This window comes from Paraburkholderia sp. GAS334 (genome assembly GCF_050436625.1).
Classification (GTDB): Bacteria; Pseudomonadota; Gammaproteobacteria; order Burkholderiales; family Burkholderiaceae; genus Paraburkholderia.
In genome coordinates, this window is record NZ_JBNDMO010000038.1 from 1 (window position 1) to 15,571 (window position 15,571).

A 15,571-nucleotide genomic window follows, 5' to 3' on the forward strand; every position below is an offset into this window, starting at 1 on the left:
TCTCCCGAATCTATCCGCGAGCCATCGATCACGCGCTACCACTAGCGTGCCACGCGCGCGCGACACATCGCGAACGGTCGACGCGAGGCGCTTACCGCGAATCCTGCGGCAGGCGATCAGTTTCGGTTGCCGCTGGCGGCCTGAAACTGTTGCCTCTTCCGTCCCTGACACAAGCCCACGCGTTCTCCGGAACCGTGGGCTCTTTTTTTTGGAAGGCGCCGACCTAACCCGAATCACGGACGTGACGAGGGCAGAAGTCGGCCATGAAGAGACGAACGAAGATTGCCTTCGAACGTCTCTTCAAGGGCTAGAGCAAGTCGGTCGTTGTCAACGGCATAACCTGCGGTTCGAAAGTCTGAACGATCGATTTATGTGGGCGATCCAGATTGCTCGAGAGCCCGCTGCTGAATGAAACACTATCGACGAACCAGAATTCGCCTATTGGGTGGAAAAAGCCGGTCACGCGATTTTCTGGAGGACGCGAGGAATGCTTTACCTTTAGCCGAGGCTCGAGGTGGGGTTAAAGGCGCGACCCGGGTTTCGCGCCGTCATCCGCGGGTCAAGATTCTGTCTCACTCGCATGTATGAAAGCCGTATTGCCTTCGCGATGGTCCCGTTTAAGTCGATGAGCAAGACGGGCAAACCACAAGTGCACCACCGGTGTCGTGAATAGCGTCAGCATCTGCGACAGCACCAGACCGCCGACAATCGCAATCCCGAGCGGCACGCGTAGCTCCGCCCCCGCGCCGTGACCGAGCGCCAGCGGCAACGCACCGAACAGCGCGGCGAGTGTCGTCATCATGATGGGACGAAAACGCAGCACGCAGGCCTGGCGGATCGCAGCGGTGGGCGAAAGACCCTGCTCGCGCTCCGCGACCAGCGCAAAGTCGATCATCATGATCGCGTTCTTCTTGACGATGCCGATCAGCAGAATGATCCCGATCATGCCCATGATCGACAGATCCTGGCGGAACAACATCAGCGCGCACAGTGCACCCACCCCGGCTGACGGCAGCGTCGAGATGATCGTCAACGGATGAATCGGGCTTTCATAGAGAATGCCCAGCACGAGATACACGACCACCAGCGCCGCCAGAATCAGGTAAGGCTCGCTTTTCAGCGAGGCCTGGAACGCCTGCGCGGTGCCCTGGAACGTGCCCGTCAACGAGTCCGGCTTGCCGGCCGCCGCTTCGGCCGCGCGAATCGCCGTCACCGCGTTGCCGAGCGATTGCCCCGCGGCGAGATTGAACGAGATCGTCACGGCCGGGAACAGGCCCTGGTGGTTCACCGAAATTGGCGACACGTTGTTCTGAACTGTCACCAGCACGTTCAACGGCACGAGTTCATTCGTCAACGGCGAGCGCACGTAGAGATGCGCGAGCGCGTCTTGCGTCATCTGAAACCGCGGATTGACCTCTTCGACCACGTGATACTGGTTCAACTGTGTGAAGAGTGTTGCGATCTGACGCTGGCCGAATGCGTCGTAGAGCGTGTCGTCGATCGCCTGCGCTGTGATGCCGAAACGCGAGGCCGTACTACGATCGATTACCAGTGTCGCGCTCGTCGCCGAAGCTTGCCGGTCCGACGTCACGTCGGTCAATTGCGGCAGCTTCGCAAATCGGTCCGTGAGGAGTTGCGCCCAGTGGTCCAACTCCTGCACATTCGGGTCCTGCAGAGTGTACTGGTACTGCGCGGCACTGATCCGTCCACCCACCTGAATGTCCTGACGCACCTGCATCGACAGTGTGATGCCCATCACCGCCGCGAGCTTCGGCCGCAGACGGTTGACCACCTGCCCCGCGCTCGCCGTGCGCTGATTGAACGGCTTCAGGTTGATCATCATGCGGCCCTGGCTGACGGTCGGATTAGGCCCGATCCAGTAGTAGACGTTGTCGACCGCCGGGTCTGCTTCGACGATGTGAGCCAGTTGCTGCATTTTTGCCGCCATCGATTGAGGCGAGATATCCGGCGCGGCCTGTGCGATGCCCTGGATCAGACCCGAGTCCTCTTGCGGAAAGAAGCCTTTAGGGATCAGCACGAACAGCGCGCCGGTCGCAATCACCGTCGCAATCGTGACGACAAGCATGGTCTTCTGGTGGCGCAGGACCCAATCTAGCCCGTGTTCATAGCGCCGCTCGACCGCAACGAAGACCCCCTCGAGCCATCGCTCCAACTTGCCGAGGCCACCGCGGTTTGCCGCCGGCGTGCGGATCAGCCAGCCGCATAGCATCGGCGTAACGGTCAGCGAGACCAGCGCCGACATCACAATGGCCGCGCTCACCGTCACCGCGAACTCGCGGAACAGACGGCCGACGATCCCGCCCATCATCAGGATCGGAATGAACACGGCGATCAGCGATATCGTCATCGAGACGATCGTGAAACGCACTTCGCGCGCACCTAGCAACGCGGCTCGCATGCGCGGCACGCCCTCCTCGATGTGACGCATCACGTTCTCGATCACAACGATCGCGTCGTCGACGACGAAGCCGACCGCAATCGTCAACCCCATCAGAGACAGGTTGTCGAGGCTATAGCCGAGCAGATACATCACGCCGAAGGTCGCGACGAGGGACAGCGGAATCGTCAGGCTCGGAATCACGGTGGCCCAGACGTTGCGCAGGAACGAGAAGATCACCATCACGACGAGCGCGATCGTCAGCATCAGGGTGAACTGCACGTCGTGCACCGACGCGTTAATGGTCTGCGTGCGGTCGCCCACTACATGCACGTGCGCCGCCGCGGGTAACGACGCCTCCATCTCCGGCAAATGAGTCGTGATGTTGTGGATAGTGTCGACGACGTTGTAGCCCGGCTGCTTATGAACGTCGAGAATGATCGCGCGTTCACGCTGCAGCCAGGCAGCCTGCTGGGTATCTTCGGCAGCGTCGATCACGGTGCCCAGGTCTTGCAAACGAATCGGCGCGCCGTTCTTGTACGCGACGACAAGGTCGCGATAACCGGCTGCAGTGGTGATCTGGTCGGTTGCGTTGAACACGACCGAACGGTCCGGGCCGTTCAGGCTGCCCTTCGGTGCGTTGACGGTTTGCACACCGACGATCGAGCGCACGTCTTCCAGCGTCAGGCCGCGCGCGGCGAGCTTGTCGGGATCGATGCGGATGCGCACCGCTGGACGCTGCTGGCCGTGAAAATCGACGAGGCCCACGCCCGGCATCTGCGAAATCTGCTGCGCGAGAAAATCTTCGGCGTAGCTGTCGAGCTGCGTCAGTGTGAGCGAGGGCGAAGTCAAGGCGAGCGACAGCAGCGTGAAATCAGCCGGATTGACCTTCTCGTAAGTCGGCGGATTCGGCAGGTTCTTTGGCAACATGCCGCCTGCAGCGTTGATTGCCGTCTGCACGTCCTGGGCCGCCCCGTTGATGTCGCGCGACAGGTCGAACTGGATCGCAATGCTTGTCGTGCCAAGAGAGCTCGACGAGGTCATCTGCGTAATGCCGGAGATGTTCGACAGCTGCCGTTCAAGCGGCGTCGCCACCGAGGTCGCCATCGTATCGGCACTGGCACCCGGCAGATTCGCAATGACCTGGATGGTCGGGAAATCCACTTGCGGCAAAGGTGCGACCGGCAGCAGAAAATACGCCACCATGCCGACCAGCAGGACGGCAATCGCGAGGAAGCTGGTCGCTATCCGTCGCTGGATGAACAGTTCGAGCAGGCTCATGACGGCGAGTCCATATTCGCAGTGGACGCAGACGCGGAGGCGGCTTCCGCGTTCGCGCTGACGATCTTCGCCGCCACCTTCGCGCCCGGATTCAGACGGCTCTGTCCATCGAACACGATCAGGTCGCCCGTCTGGACGCCATGCCTGATCTCTGTCATGCCGTCGACGCTCACACTGGTCTCAACGGCTTTCATCTGCACCTTGCCGTCCGGGCCTATGGCATACACTTGCGTGCCGGCCTGCGTATTGACGATGGCGCGAGTCGGGACGGCGATGCGCTGACGGTCGGTCTGCACGAGCACGCGCGCGGTGACGAGTTCGCCCGGCCACAGCTTGCGATCTGTATTCGTGAACGACGCCTTCAGCTTGATCTGGCCCGTGGCCGGATCGACCTGGCTGTCGATAAAGACGAGCGCGCCTTGCGCGAGCTCGTCGTTGCCGGTACGCGTCTTCACGCTCACCGGCAGCGGCGCCTTCGCCTGATTCGCGAGCAGTTCCGGCAACACGTCTTGCGGCACCGAGAACAGCACTTCGATCGGCTCCATCTGCGTGAGGGTCACAATGCCGGTGGTGTCGGCAGGATGGACGATCGCGCCGACGTCGGCCTCACGTGCGCCCACTCGGCCCGCGAACGGCGCGCTCAGCGTCGTAAAGCTCAGTTGCAGGCGGTCGCTTTCCATCAGCGCCGCGTCCGCGGCGACGGTCGCGGCCAGCGCCTTGACTTGCGCCCGCGCCGTGTCGACGCTCTGCGAGGTCGCCGCGCCAATGCCCGCGAGTTTCGAATAGCGGTCCAGGTCGAGTTGCGCGTTCTCGAGGCTTGCCTGGTCCTTGCGTTGTGCCGCTTCAGCCTGGTGCAATTGCGCGGTGAGCGGCCCTTGATCGAGTTGCGCGAGCAGTTGCCCAGCCTTCACGTCCTGACCTTCCGTGAAAGCGACGCGCTGCAACTGACCGTCGACGCGCACTTTGACGTCGACGGTATTGAGCGCCTGCACGGTGCCCACCGAGGCGACGCGGATCGGGAAGTCTACGGTAACGGCGTGGCCGGCGTTCACCGGAACGGCGGGCACCGGTGCGCTAGCGGGGTGTTTGGGCCATTGCCACCAGGCTAGCAGGGCGAGCATAGCCACGAGGGCCGCGATGACAGGGAGAGGGAAACGGCGCTGCGGCCGGGGCGGTTGCTGAGGAGGCAGATCTGCGGCGTGATTCATGGCGCGACGGGATTTGTTGAAGAGGGGCGCTGCGCGGAGTTGTCTTCGGCGACGGCGGTGGTGGTATCGGCGTGGTAAACAGGGCGGGTTAAGCCGATCGAGCCGCTTGAACCGATGGCCGAGGGTTCGCCGCTCGCGTCGCCGTCACCGTTCTGCGCGGTCACGCCGTAACCGCCGCCGAACGCGCGGAACAGACTGACCGACGCCTGCAAGCGCGCGAGCCGCGCCTGCACGAGCGTGTCCTCGGATTGATAGAGCGTGCGTTGCGTGTCGAGCACTGTCAGGAAATCGATCGTGCCGAGTTTGTATTGCGCGTCAGCGAGCGTGGCGGCCCTAGCGGCAGCATCGGCCGCCGCCTGGTCGGCCGCTTCCACCTGGCGCTGCTGCGCGGCGGCCGACAGCGAATCCTCGACGTCCTGCAGCGCGGTCACGACGGTCTGTCGGTAGCCGGCGATGCTTTTGTCCTCGGCTGCCTCGTTCGCATGCAACTGTCCGCGCAACGCGCCGCCGTCGAAGATCGGCGCCGCCAGCGACGCCGCCAGGCTCGAAAACGGACTTGAAAGAAACTGCGACAGTGAATGGCTACCCAGGCCGCCGTCGGCCGTTAGCACAATGCTTGGGAAAAAGGCCGCGCGCGCCGCGCCCACGCTATAGTTCGCCGCCTGCAACTGCGCTTCCATCGAACGGATATCGGGCCGGGTATCGAGCAGGCTCGACGGCAGGTTCGGCCGCGGCTGCGGCACAGGAATGCTGGCGAGCTTCGCCTCGGGGACGCCAAATCCCTCGGGCGCCGCGCCCGCCAGCGTAGCGAGCAGGTGCACGTTCTGATCGAGTTGCAGTTGCAGCGTCGGAATCGCAGCCTGGAACGTCGCCAGTGCGTTGCGCTGCTGTTGGACCTGCAATTCCGTCACGACGCCGGCCGCCTGCTGAGCCTGCAATAGCGTCAGGATCCTGGCGGCATCGTCCGAGATGGTCTGCGCGAGCACCACGCGTTGACGCAGGCTCTGAATCTGGAACCACGTATCGACCACCGACGCAGTCAGCGTCAGTGCCACCGTAGCGCGGTCGAAACTGCTGGCGCGCGCGAGCATCTGCGCCGAGTTGGCATTGGCGGCGTTGAGCCCCCAGAAGTCCACCTCGTAAGCCGCTTCCGCGAACAGAGTCTGTCCGTGGGTGGAGATGCCCGAACTGCCTCCCGCGCCGCTCTGATGGCCGCGCTCGAAGGTGCCGTTCAGCGTCAGCGACGGATACAGCGGCGCGCCGGCCTTTTCTGCATTGGCGCGCGCCTCGGCGACACTGGCGACCGCCGAGGCCAGCGAGAAATTGTTATGCAGGCTACGCTCGACGAGCGCATCGAGCGCCGGGTCCCGGTACACGCGCCACCAACCACTTTTGACCGGCACCGTATCGGCCAGCGGCGCCTGCGCGGCACTGCTCCAGGCGATCGGCATGGGCACGGCCGGACGCTGATAGGCGGGCACGAGCGAGCAGCCAGGCAACAGCCCAAGCGTCAACACGCACGCGATCAGCGACAGCCGCGACCTGAAAGGCACGCGCAACGTGGGCGGCGCAAGGCGACCGAATGGTGGCGAGCCGTACAACCGGGGCATAAAGGGCATTCCTCGCAACATGGACGACGCGAGGATAGCGAGCCCGTCCTGTCGGGTCGTTCGCTCGATGATTAAAAAGATTTAATGAAGAATGGCGCGAGGCCGCCGCGCGCTCAGCCGTTCGCGCGGAGCACGTAGCCGGCACCGACCACGGTGTGAATCAGCGGCTTGTCGAAGCCGCGATCGACCTTGCCGCGCAGCCGGTGCATGTGCATGTCGATGATGTTGCCGCGCGGGTCGAACTGATAGTTCCACGCGGATTCGAGCAGCATGCTGCGCGTGACGATCTGTCCGGCGTGACGCATCAGGCACTCCAGCAGCAGGAATTCGCGATGCTGCAGATGCAGGTCGCGTCCCGCGCGGCTCGCTCGGCGCCCCCGCTGGTTGAGTACGAGGTCGGCCACCTGCAAGACGTCCTGCAGACGCGCCCGGTCGGTCCGGCGCGCCAGTGCTTCGACGCGGGCAAGCAGTTCGGCAAATGCGTAGGGTTTTGCCAGATAATCGTCACAGCCCGCGCGAATGCCGTCCACCCGGTCGGTCAGCCCGGCGACGGCGGACAGCATCAGGACCGGCGTCGCGTGACCGTGCGCCCGCAGTTGCGTAACGAGTTCGATGCCGTCCAGCGCCGGCAGGCGGCGGTCCGTGACGATAACGTCGTAGATGCCCTCGCGGGCAAGCGCGAGTCCGGTTGCTCCGTCGGCGGCCGTGTCGACGATATGGCCGCTTTCCGTCAGGCCACGTGCGATGAAGTGACTGCCGCGCGCATCGTCTTCCACGATCAGGATTCGCATGCAGGCCAACCGTAAGCTGTCATTTGAACTGGGTTAAATTTTTTTAATGTTGGGGCGAAACAGGTGTTTTCCGCGCCAAGGCATACTGTGAACGCATAGCGTAGCGCAAAGCCGTCTGCCCGAGGGGCACCATGGCGGCGACTCAATGCGCACTTACTCCGGAATCCTTGTATGCCGAACGTTTTGGTCGTCGAGGACGACCGCCAGACACGCGCAGAGATCGTCGACGCACTCACCGATCACGGTTGCCGCGTTGACTCGGCCGAGACCGGCCGTGACGGGCTGATGCTGGCCGTCGCCACCCAGTACGACGCCATCGTGCTCGACCGGATGCTGGCCGGCGGTCTCGAGGGACTTGGCATGCTGGCCGCGTTGCGCAGTGCAGGCGTCGTCACGCCCGTTCTGATCCTGAGTGCGCTTTCGGGTGTCGACGAGCGCGTGCGCGGCCTGCGCGCCGGCGGTGACGATTACCTGACCAAACCATTTGAATTTATCGAACTGACCGCGCGCCTCGACGCGCTGATGCGCCGCCGCCACGTACCGGCCAGCGTCCAGGAGTACCAGGTGGGACCGGTGCGGATGAATCTGCTCACGCGCGAAGTCACCTGCGCCGGACGCCTGATTGCACTGCTACCGCGCGAATACAGGCTGCTCGAATACCTGATGCAGCATGCGGGTCAGACGATCAGCCGCACGATGCTTTTCGAAGCCGTGTGGGATTATCGGCTCCACGAGCGCACCAACGTGATCGACGTTCACATCAGCCGCCTGAGAAAGAAGCTCGATCCCGCGGGCTCGATGCCGATGATCCATACCGTACGCGGCTCGGGATATACGCTCCGTGCGCCTGACTGACCTGCACCGCACCACCAGTTTCCGTCTCGCGACGCTGTTTCTCGCGATGTTCGGTGTCGTCTCGCTGCTCCTGTTTGCTTACCTCTATTTCGAGATCACGGGATTCGAGATCGAGCGCGTCGACGACTGGCTCCAGCGCGAGCATGCGGCGCTGATACGTGAAGGAACCGACGAGCTGGTGGCGCGCTTTAATCATCAGAGCCAGTTCGATCCGCGCCATCAGCGTCCGTTTGCGTTGTTCGACGTGCAGGGCAAACACATCGCGGGCGGCCTTCCCGGCGACCGGCCGGAACTGCCGTACTTCGACCGGCCGTTTTCGATGCGCCTTGAACTGCCTGAGCAAAACGTTCCCGCCCGCTGCATCGCCGCGCGGATCCCAGATGGCCGCACCGCATTGCTGTGCCAGAACACGCGCGAACTCGATCACTTCGATGAAGAGCTGTTGCATGCGTTGGTGTCGGCGGGTGTGCTGATGCTCTTCACCGGACTGATTGGCGCGGCGATAGTTGGGGTCGGGGCGGTGCGGCGGCTGGATGCGGTGACACAATCGATCGAGGAAATCGTGGCGGGCAATCTCAGCCGCCGCTTGCCAGTCCATGCGAAGCAGGACGACATTGACAGGTTGGTGCGCGTCGTCAACGGTATGCTCGACGAGATCGAGCGACTGATGCAGGAGGTCAAGGGCGTGTGCGACGCAATCGCCCACGACTTGCGTACGCCGCTGACGCGGCTCATGGCCGGGCTTGAGCGCGCGCAACGACGTGCCGCTTCCGAAGAGGAGTACCGTGCCGCCACCGAGAACGCGATAGTCGAACTGGGTGGGATTTTGCGCACCTTCAATGCGCTGCTGCGCATTTCCGAAATCGAGAGCAACGCGCGGCACGGTAACTTCGTGACGGTCGACCTGGCCGCAGTCGTCGACGATGTGATCGAGTTCTATGAGCCGACAGCGGAAGAAAAGCGCGTGACGCTCGATTATCGACGCACGGCGTCCGGCTCGATCGAGCTACAAGGCGACCGCAATCTGCTGTTCGAAGCGATCGCCAACGTCGTCGAGAACGCGATCAAGTTCGCGCCGGAGGAAGGTCACGTGTCGGTGGACCTCTTCCGCGGCGCTGCCGGCTTCGGGATCACAATCGCTGACGACGGCCCGGGGATCGCACCTGACGAGCGACAGGCAGTGCTGCGCCGCTTCTATCGCGGCGAGGCGAGTCGACACACTCCCGGCAATGGCCTTGGACTGAGCCTGACGCATGCTGTGGCAGGCATGCATGACATATCGATCCGCTTCAACGATGTGCCAACGGGTTGCAGCGTAACGCTACTCAGGAATGCCCGTCCAGCGATCATCCGAACGGTGGATTGAGCTTCTTGTCCAGCTCGGACAGTGTGGCCACTGAGGTAACGGCCGATTGTTTTTGCTGAACGACGAGTCGGTCCACGGTCGAATGACTTCTCGAACACGAACTTCGGACGTTCAGGGAAGCTTACCGAAGGACGGTCTTGGGTCGATAGCACCCGTCCGCTGTCCAATACTCGCGATTTGTAATGGCGACGCACTGAACACTCATTTCTGTCCAGGATTTCTATAGCAGATCAGTCGTTTGAAACGCCACCGCTCCAGCGGCCATAACAAAAACGAGCACGGACCACACCAGCACGAGCGCTGGCAGCACCTTTGCTCTTTTGGCGGGTTGGGACGCTCGACCGCCGCAGCCGTCGTAGCGGTCGCGGAACAACCCACGTGAGCCTCTTCGGGAACTCAGCCGCTCGATCTCGCAGAGCGGCGACAAGCGATCGTCGCGCGGCGCTCGGCGGCCGATTTACTCCCCGCAGCGCCCGACCACGATATCGGCGAAAGCGATTCCGAGGTGCGCCGAAAGCTCGTGCGTTGTTTAATTAGGTCGCCACGCGCTGAAATATGCGGCCTTGGCCCAAGCGATCTCACGCTGTGTCGCGGTTTCTAGATTCAGGCCTGAATACGCGCAGAAGTGGTCAAAGTCGTCTTGGGCGGTGTGTCCGCGCATATTGTGTGGAGGGGGCCCGGCAGCTTCCATTATGGCGAGCAGTTCGTCGGGTTTGCCATAGCACATGGGACACCTCATTGGTATGCCAGTTCGACGTACGTAGCAGTTTGCAGCGGAGCGGCCATGGCCACCTCAGAGCGACAGATTGGTCCGCGCGATGGAGCAAGATTCCAGCCAGTGAGGTGACGCCGGGCACAATCAACGCGCACGACTCGCGTAACCGGCGCGGAGGGGCAACGTGACTCGTAAGAAAATCAAAGTCGCTGCAACAACCGCTCGTGAACCGGACGCGTTACCTTCTCGCATTCAGCCGCAACTTGCAACCCTCGTGGAGCGGCCGCCGCAGGGAGCACCGTGGTCTTACGAAATCAAATTTGATGGTTATCGGATTCTCTGCCGCATCGAGCGCAACCACGTCACACTTTTCACGCGCAACGGCCACGACTGGACTGACCGCATGCCCACGCTTGCCAAGGCGCTTGCTAGACTTCCCGTCGACGACGCCTGGATCGACGGCGAAGTGGTAATGATGAATGAAGCTGGCACCCCAGACTTCGCCGCGCTTCAGAATGCCTTCGCCCGGCGCCGAACGGCCGGCATCAAGTATTTTGCCTTCGACCTCCTGTTCGTAGATGGGCATGACCTGCGCAGCCAGCCGCTGCGCGAACGTCGGGCCGCGCTTCACGCGACGCTGCGCGACTGCAAGAGCGCGCATGTGCGCTTCAGTGAGGCGTTCGAACAGGATGCGCACTCATTGCTCGCCTCCGCGCGCAGGATGGGTCTGGAAGGGCTGGTAGGGAAGCGGCTGGACCGTCCTTACGTGGAAGGCCGATCAACTGACTGGGTCAAGGTTAAATGTGTCTCACGTCAGGAATTCGTCGTTGGGGGATTTACGCGGTCGAAAGGCGCGAAAAGCGGCGTGCAGTCGCTGTTACTCGGTGTCCATGAGAGCGACGGATCTCTTCGCTATGCCGGTGCGGTCAAATCGCCATCGCGGCCGACTTTGCGGGTTGAAGTGGAGCGTGGCTTGCGACCCGTACGCAGTCCAGCCTTCTTCAATCCGCCGCCGCCAGCGCGCGATCGCGAAATCATCTGGACACGGCCCGAAATGGTTGTCGAAGTCTCTTTTCTCGAATGGACTCCGGCTGGCGAACTTCGTCAGGCAGTTTTCCATGGCCTCCGGGAGGACAAACCCGCCAGCCAGATCGTCGTCGAAAAGCCGAACCGGAAGATCAAAGTCGACGACGAACCGTCCGGGTCGCGGCAGGTGAATGGTCGCGCGAAAGTAGGCAGCAGCGCCATCACGAACCCGCACCGGGTCGTGGACCCAGTTACAGGCGTAACGAAGTTGGATATCGTGCGCTACTACGACGCGATCGCCCCGTGGATGCTTGCGCACATAGCTGACCGGCCATTGATGCTGGTGAGAGCGCCCAACGGACTGCGCGGCGAGATGTTTTATCAGAAGCATGCCGAGGCTCAGCGGCTCAAGGCACTGACAAAGCTGCCCGTGTCGCTGGATCCGCACCACCCACCATTGCTTGTCGCAAACTCCACGGAGGCGCTTGTCGAGCTGGCGCAACTGAATGTCATCGAGGTTCACGCGTGGAACGCAACGGCAGCAAATCTCGATCTGCCGGACCGCTTTATCCTTGATCTTGACCCGGACCCACAACTCAAGTGGAAGACCATGCAGGAAGCGACCATGTTCGCCAAAATCTTGCTGGACGAAATCGGTCTCACATCGTTCTGCAAAACGAGCGGCGGAAAGGGCGTGCACATCGTCGTCCCGATCGAACGCAGCTACACGTGGGATGAAGTAAGGATTTTCACGCATGCAATCGCCCGCCATCTCGCGCGCGTGGTGCCTCAACGCTTTTCTGCCGTCTCCGGACCGAAGAACAGGATCGGGAAGATTTTCGTTGACTACCTCCGCAATGGACGAGGCGCAACGACAGCGACCGCCTTAACGGTTCGCCGCCTTCAGCGCATCAATGATCTTCGCTGGATCGACCATCTGGCCGACGATAGTAGGCAGCAAAGCTGGCGCGTGCTCCCAACCGATCAGGTCGAGGCACTCGAAGGCCTTGTTGATGAAGTCGAGCGAATGACCGGTGCGGCAAACGCCCTTTCGGTCGCGGCCGAGAGCAGGGCATCGGCGAGCACAGCTGGCGAGACACCGGCCGCAATCGCCGTCAGCAGGGTGCGCTCGGCCGCTTCGCGATGGCGCACATTTGTCCAAAGGCGCAGCCAGCGCTTGAGTGCGGCCGGCTCCGGCCGGCTTCCAAGCGGCGCACGTTCCCGCCGCGGCGCCTCGCCGTCACAGTCCGCCGCCACGCGGCGCGCACCGTGGAACAGAGCAAGAATTGGATGCTTCGATGATGACAAGACCGCCTTTGGACGCACGTTGACCGTAATATTCGACCATCATTGCACTTGGGCTGTCGTCTGGGTTGGCCCGCAAGCGTGTTGTTGGCGCGTGGACTGCGCGATGTGACAAGCTGATCGCCCCGAGTTGAACTGGAGAGAAAGCGAAGCCGAAATCGTCACGATATTCGACGGTCACGCTGTCCGAATGCCACGGCTCTAAGGCACTCGGACCTGAGCCGCTTGGAAAGGCTTTTACGCTAGACTCGACCGTGCGACACGCCTTCAACAATAAACACACGATAGTTCGCGCCTGCCCTGCGATGCAGCGCGACCGCCTGGTAGTCGGGACTGTCATACCAGGTGCGAGCCTCAGCAGCGGATGGGAATTCCAGAACCACTGCCCCCTCGAAGTTCGACCCCTCCAGAATGTCGAGTGCTCCGTAGAATACGCGCGGTGTTCCAGGGTGGCCACCGAGGGTGGACGGCGCTAGCTGTGAGTACGTCTTCAATTCCTCTGCGTTCACGGTATTCTCCCGCATGAATATCACATAGGCTGCCATTTTCGAGCTCCTTCGATATAGGTGGGGCGTGTTCGAAACAGAGCGCGGAGCCAATTCATGTAGTGCGTGGCGAGCACGCGAGCTACTGGTCGGCTTTGTCTCCATCCACGAGGTAATGTTGGGTATCGGCGACGAGGCAGGCGCGCGGGCGGAAGTAGGCTTTCTTGACAAGTCGCTTTTTGCAAGCGGCGCTTGGTAGCACAGCCACCCCTCCAGCGGTGATACGCCACCGGACGAGACCGAAACCACCTCGCGGCCCGCTACTTCAGCATCTCGGCAATCCCTCCGATTCGGCTGCAGAACATTGATTTTTTGTGCTGACGCCAACCACAAATCGCATTACAAGGCTCCGAGCACTCCGTGGGTGAAATCTCCTCGCCCATGCCGTCCGCCAGTATCAGGTGCGTGGTTTAGCTGCGCAGCCCGTGGACAACACCTAGCTTGTCCAGCAATGCCTGAGGTTCGAAGTAGGCTACCCAAATGGATGTGGCTTTGTCGCCCTCGACTGTCCAGTGCTCTGAGATTTTGATCGTCGCATCGCTGTCCGTGAGGCCGAAGTTCACAAGCGCGATCACTTTTTCGTGCTCAGCGAAGAGCACGTCATAGCTAAACCTGCTGAAATCGAGGACGTCCGGCAAGTTAGGAAGTACCTCGTCGCGGAAGAACGCAGCGCCTTCGTGCACGCCGCCCCAAGGCAGATAGCTCGGCGCTGTGGTTGAGAAGTCAGGATGCAGGTAAGCGGCGAAATCAGTCAGACGACCCTGTACGCCTGCCTGGTAGTAGGCATCTACGACGGACCGACTCTGTTCGCTGGTGGTTTTGAGGATCATAAAAGTGTTTCCCTGTTTGTTTCCGGTAGCGACGCCTTCTGACAAAGGCGTCAACGAGCAACTCGTCAGCACTCGGCATGCGTTTGCACGATGAGTGAGGCGCGTCTAGATCGATTGGATTGCGGACTCGTCGGCGCTGATAACTTGCCCGGTGACGATGACCTTTCCATCAGTAGGAATCGACCGCCAACGGCGAGATCGGGACCGTTCACCCGCTTCTCCAATCAATACGAGGCAGGTTAGGTGAGTATTGAACAACGGGAAAATACTCAATAAGCTGGACCACATGCTTTCGAGGCATGACCTGGTCGAAGCGACAATATTGCATGGTCATGGGATTGGCGCACCGTCTGCTGGTTCACCGCAATCGCCGAGAGAGGAAGGAGGTGGCGGCGAGATGACGTTTGCGTGCCGCGACCATGGTTGAGTTCGGAGACTCGTAGACTCGAAGGACGGGCTCCCGGGCGAACCGTTTAGCCACTATGCGCGCGGCGCTGCGCTGAGTGACGTGGGCAGAGCCTTCGTCGAACGCGGCTCTCGCTTACTCAAGCCAACACTGATGTTACGGCTAACAGGTTTGACGGCGAAAACGACCGGGAGCGTTTCGCATTCTTCATCTAAGAAATGAACTGCGTACCCAAGACAATGGTCGTTCTTCGAGACGACCCGCACACGCGAATGACCGCTTCTATGGGGACTTGTTTGTCAACCCATTTTGATCACGTGAAGGGCTTGGACATCATGGCGGCACCTGTATGTTGTGTTGAGCAGGTGAAACCTTGGCACGACATGGCCGTTCCCATCGTGATCCGAGGTCGGGGTGTAACGAGCGTTCGAGCCAGTGCCCGAACGAACTTCTAGTAGCGCCACAGTGCGATGGCCAGGCGCCGCGCCAACGCCACGATGCCGACCCGTCGCATGCGCTTGCCGCTGCCCGCAAAGCGCTGGTTAAACCACCGGGTCAAGAGGCTTTCGGGCTGCAGGGTCAGCCTGCGCCAGGCCAGCTCGACCAGCATCGTGCGCGCTTGTTGCCCGCCTTGCTGATGCCTTGCTCGATCTGGCTGCCACCACTGTCGTAGGGCGTCGGCGTGACCCCCAGACAGCCGGCCAGCTCGCGCCGGTTGGCGAAACGTCGTCAGCCAAACACTTCCTTGACCAGCACCCAGGCGCCCTTGTGTCCGATCGCGTGAAGTTGACCCGCGAGAACGGACACCTATTCTTTTGATGAGAAGGTGGTGTCGAAATGGGCAGACATCGTATACCCGGCGGACTTCCGGGCCCAGATAGTCGAACTGGTGAAATCCGGACGTACGCCTGAGGAGCTCGCGCGCGAGTTCGAACCGACCGCACAGACGATCATCAACTGGGTCGCGCAGGCCGATCGTGACGTCGGTGTGCGTCATGACGGACTGACCACGGCCGAACGACAGGAGCTAACGCGGTTACGTCGTGAGAACCAGCAGCTGAAGGAGGCCAGTTCGGTAAAGTGATGCCACGCGGCAAAGCGCTCGGCGACCTGTTTGCGATAGAGCGAGGCACGTAGGATGTGTCGCTTGAGCGCAAAATGCTGGCGGATCGGGCCGAAGCTCGAGAGGAAAGCCTGCGTGCGTTCAGGCAGGCGGATGCCACGCGTGAACAGAT

Annotated in this window: 10 protein-coding genes and 3 pseudogenes; 4 read left to right on the forward strand and 9 right to left on the reverse strand. The window is 61.8% G+C overall.

Annotation, left to right across the window (positions count from 1 at the left end):
• Window positions 1-559: 559 nt before the first annotated feature.
• From P3T21_RS34105 to P3T21_RS34120, 4 genes are all read right to left on the reverse strand, one after another.
• Window positions 560-3,679, reverse strand: coding sequence for an efflux RND transporter permease subunit (locus P3T21_RS34105; RefSeq protein ID WP_429260300.1), 3,120 nt, complete (start codon window positions 3,677-3,679; stop codon window positions 560-562).
• Complete coding sequence (locus P3T21_RS34110) at window positions 3,676-4,800, reverse strand: efflux RND transporter periplasmic adaptor subunit (RefSeq protein ID WP_429260332.1); 1,125 nt, start codon at window positions 4,798-4,800, stop codon at window positions 3,676-3,678. The genes P3T21_RS34105 and P3T21_RS34110 overlap by 4 nt, the downstream gene beginning before the upstream one ends.
• A gap of 83 nt (window positions 4,801-4,883) precedes the next feature.
• The gene (locus P3T21_RS34115) at window positions 4,884-6,497 is read right to left on the reverse strand and encodes an efflux transporter outer membrane subunit (protein ID WP_429260301.1); all 1,614 of its coding nucleotides are present in this window, start codon (window positions 6,495-6,497) and stop codon (window positions 4,884-4,886) included.
• Window positions 6,498-6,610: 113 nt separating this feature from the next.
• Entirely contained in the window at window positions 6,611-7,288 is a 678-nt protein-coding gene (locus tag P3T21_RS34120) for a response regulator transcription factor (protein WP_429260302.1), read from the reverse strand.
• Between the two features lie 171 nt (window positions 7,289-7,459).
• Between P3T21_RS34120 and P3T21_RS34125 the strand changes: the two genes are divergently transcribed.
• The 3 genes from P3T21_RS34125 (at window position 7,460) to ligD (ending at window position 12,667) form a co-directional block, all read left to right on the forward strand.
• Window positions 7,460-8,143, forward strand: a complete 684-nt coding sequence (locus tag P3T21_RS34125) for a response regulator transcription factor (RefSeq protein WP_429260303.1) — start codon at window positions 7,460-7,462, stop codon at window positions 8,141-8,143.
• The gene (locus P3T21_RS34130) at window positions 8,130-9,509 is read left to right on the forward strand and encodes a sensor histidine kinase (protein ID WP_429260304.1); all 1,380 of its coding nucleotides are present in this window, start codon (window positions 8,130-8,132) and stop codon (window positions 9,507-9,509) included. The genes P3T21_RS34125 and P3T21_RS34130 overlap by 14 nt, the downstream gene beginning before the upstream one ends.
• A gap of 899 nt (window positions 9,510-10,408) precedes the next feature.
• Entirely contained in the window at window positions 10,409-12,667 is a 2,259-nt protein-coding gene (gene ligD / locus P3T21_RS34135; RefSeq protein ID WP_429260305.1) for a DNA ligase D, read from the forward strand.
• Here ligD and P3T21_RS34140 read toward each other — a convergent pair.
• The 4 genes and pseudogenes from P3T21_RS34140 to P3T21_RS34155 all read right to left on the reverse strand — a co-directional run.
• Window positions 12,596-12,895 (reverse strand): annotated as a pseudogene (locus P3T21_RS34140) (hypothetical protein); the annotation flags it as partial. The gene ligD and the pseudogene P3T21_RS34140 overlap by 72 nt on opposite strands.
• The gene (locus tag P3T21_RS34145) at window positions 12,798-13,100 is read right to left on the reverse strand and encodes a DUF1330 domain-containing protein (RefSeq protein WP_429260306.1); all 303 of its coding nucleotides are present in this window, start codon (window positions 13,098-13,100) and stop codon (window positions 12,798-12,800) included. The gene P3T21_RS34145 and the pseudogene P3T21_RS34140, both read right to left, overlap by 98 nt.
• Before the next feature lie 410 nt (window positions 13,101-13,510).
• The gene (locus P3T21_RS34150) at window positions 13,511-13,930 is read right to left on the reverse strand and encodes a nuclear transport factor 2 family protein (RefSeq protein ID WP_429260307.1); all 420 of its coding nucleotides are present in this window, start codon (window positions 13,928-13,930) and stop codon (window positions 13,511-13,513) included.
• An 857-nt stretch (window positions 13,931-14,787) separates the two neighbouring features.
• Window positions 14,788-15,125, reverse strand: a pseudogene (locus P3T21_RS34155) (transposase); the annotation flags it as partial.
• Between the two features lie 40 nt (window positions 15,126-15,165).
• Here P3T21_RS34155 and P3T21_RS34160 point away from each other — a divergent pair.
• Window positions 15,166-15,420, forward strand: coding sequence for a transposase (locus P3T21_RS34160; protein ID WP_429260308.1), 255 nt, complete (start codon window positions 15,166-15,168; stop codon window positions 15,418-15,420).
• Here the strand turns inward: P3T21_RS34160 and P3T21_RS34165 are convergent.
• A pseudogene (locus P3T21_RS34165) lies at window positions 15,330-15,560 on the reverse strand (hypothetical protein); the annotation flags it as partial. The gene P3T21_RS34160 and the pseudogene P3T21_RS34165 overlap by 91 nt on opposite strands.
• Between the last annotated feature and the right edge of the window lie 11 nt (window positions 15,561-15,571).

Excerpts from the sequence above, each read along its gene's own strand:
- P3T21_RS34105 (WP_429260300.1), bottom strand. The coding sequence starts at position 3,679 with ATGAGCCTGCTCGAACTGTTCATCCAGCGACGGATAGCGACCAGCTTC.
- P3T21_RS34110 (WP_429260332.1), bottom strand. The coding sequence starts at position 4,800 with ATGCTCGCCCTGCTAGCCTGGTGGCAATGGCCCAAACACCCCGCTAGC.
- P3T21_RS34115 (WP_429260301.1), bottom strand. The coding sequence starts at position 6,497 with ATGCCCCGGTTGTACGGCTCGCCACCATTCGGTCGCCTTGCGCCGCCC.
- P3T21_RS34120 (WP_429260302.1), bottom strand. The coding sequence starts at position 7,288 with ATGCGAATCCTGATCGTGGAAGACGATGCGCGCGGCAGTCACTTCATC.
- P3T21_RS34125 (WP_429260303.1), top strand. The coding sequence starts at position 7,460 with ATGCCGAACGTTTTGGTCGTCGAGGACGACCGCCAGACACGCGCAGAG.
- P3T21_RS34145 (WP_429260306.1), bottom strand. The coding sequence starts at position 13,100 with ATGGCAGCCTATGTGATATTCATGCGGGAGAATACCGTGAACGCAGAG.
- P3T21_RS34150 (WP_429260307.1), bottom strand. The coding sequence starts at position 13,930 with ATGATCCTCAAAACCACCAGCGAACAGAGTCGGTCCGTCGTAGATGCC.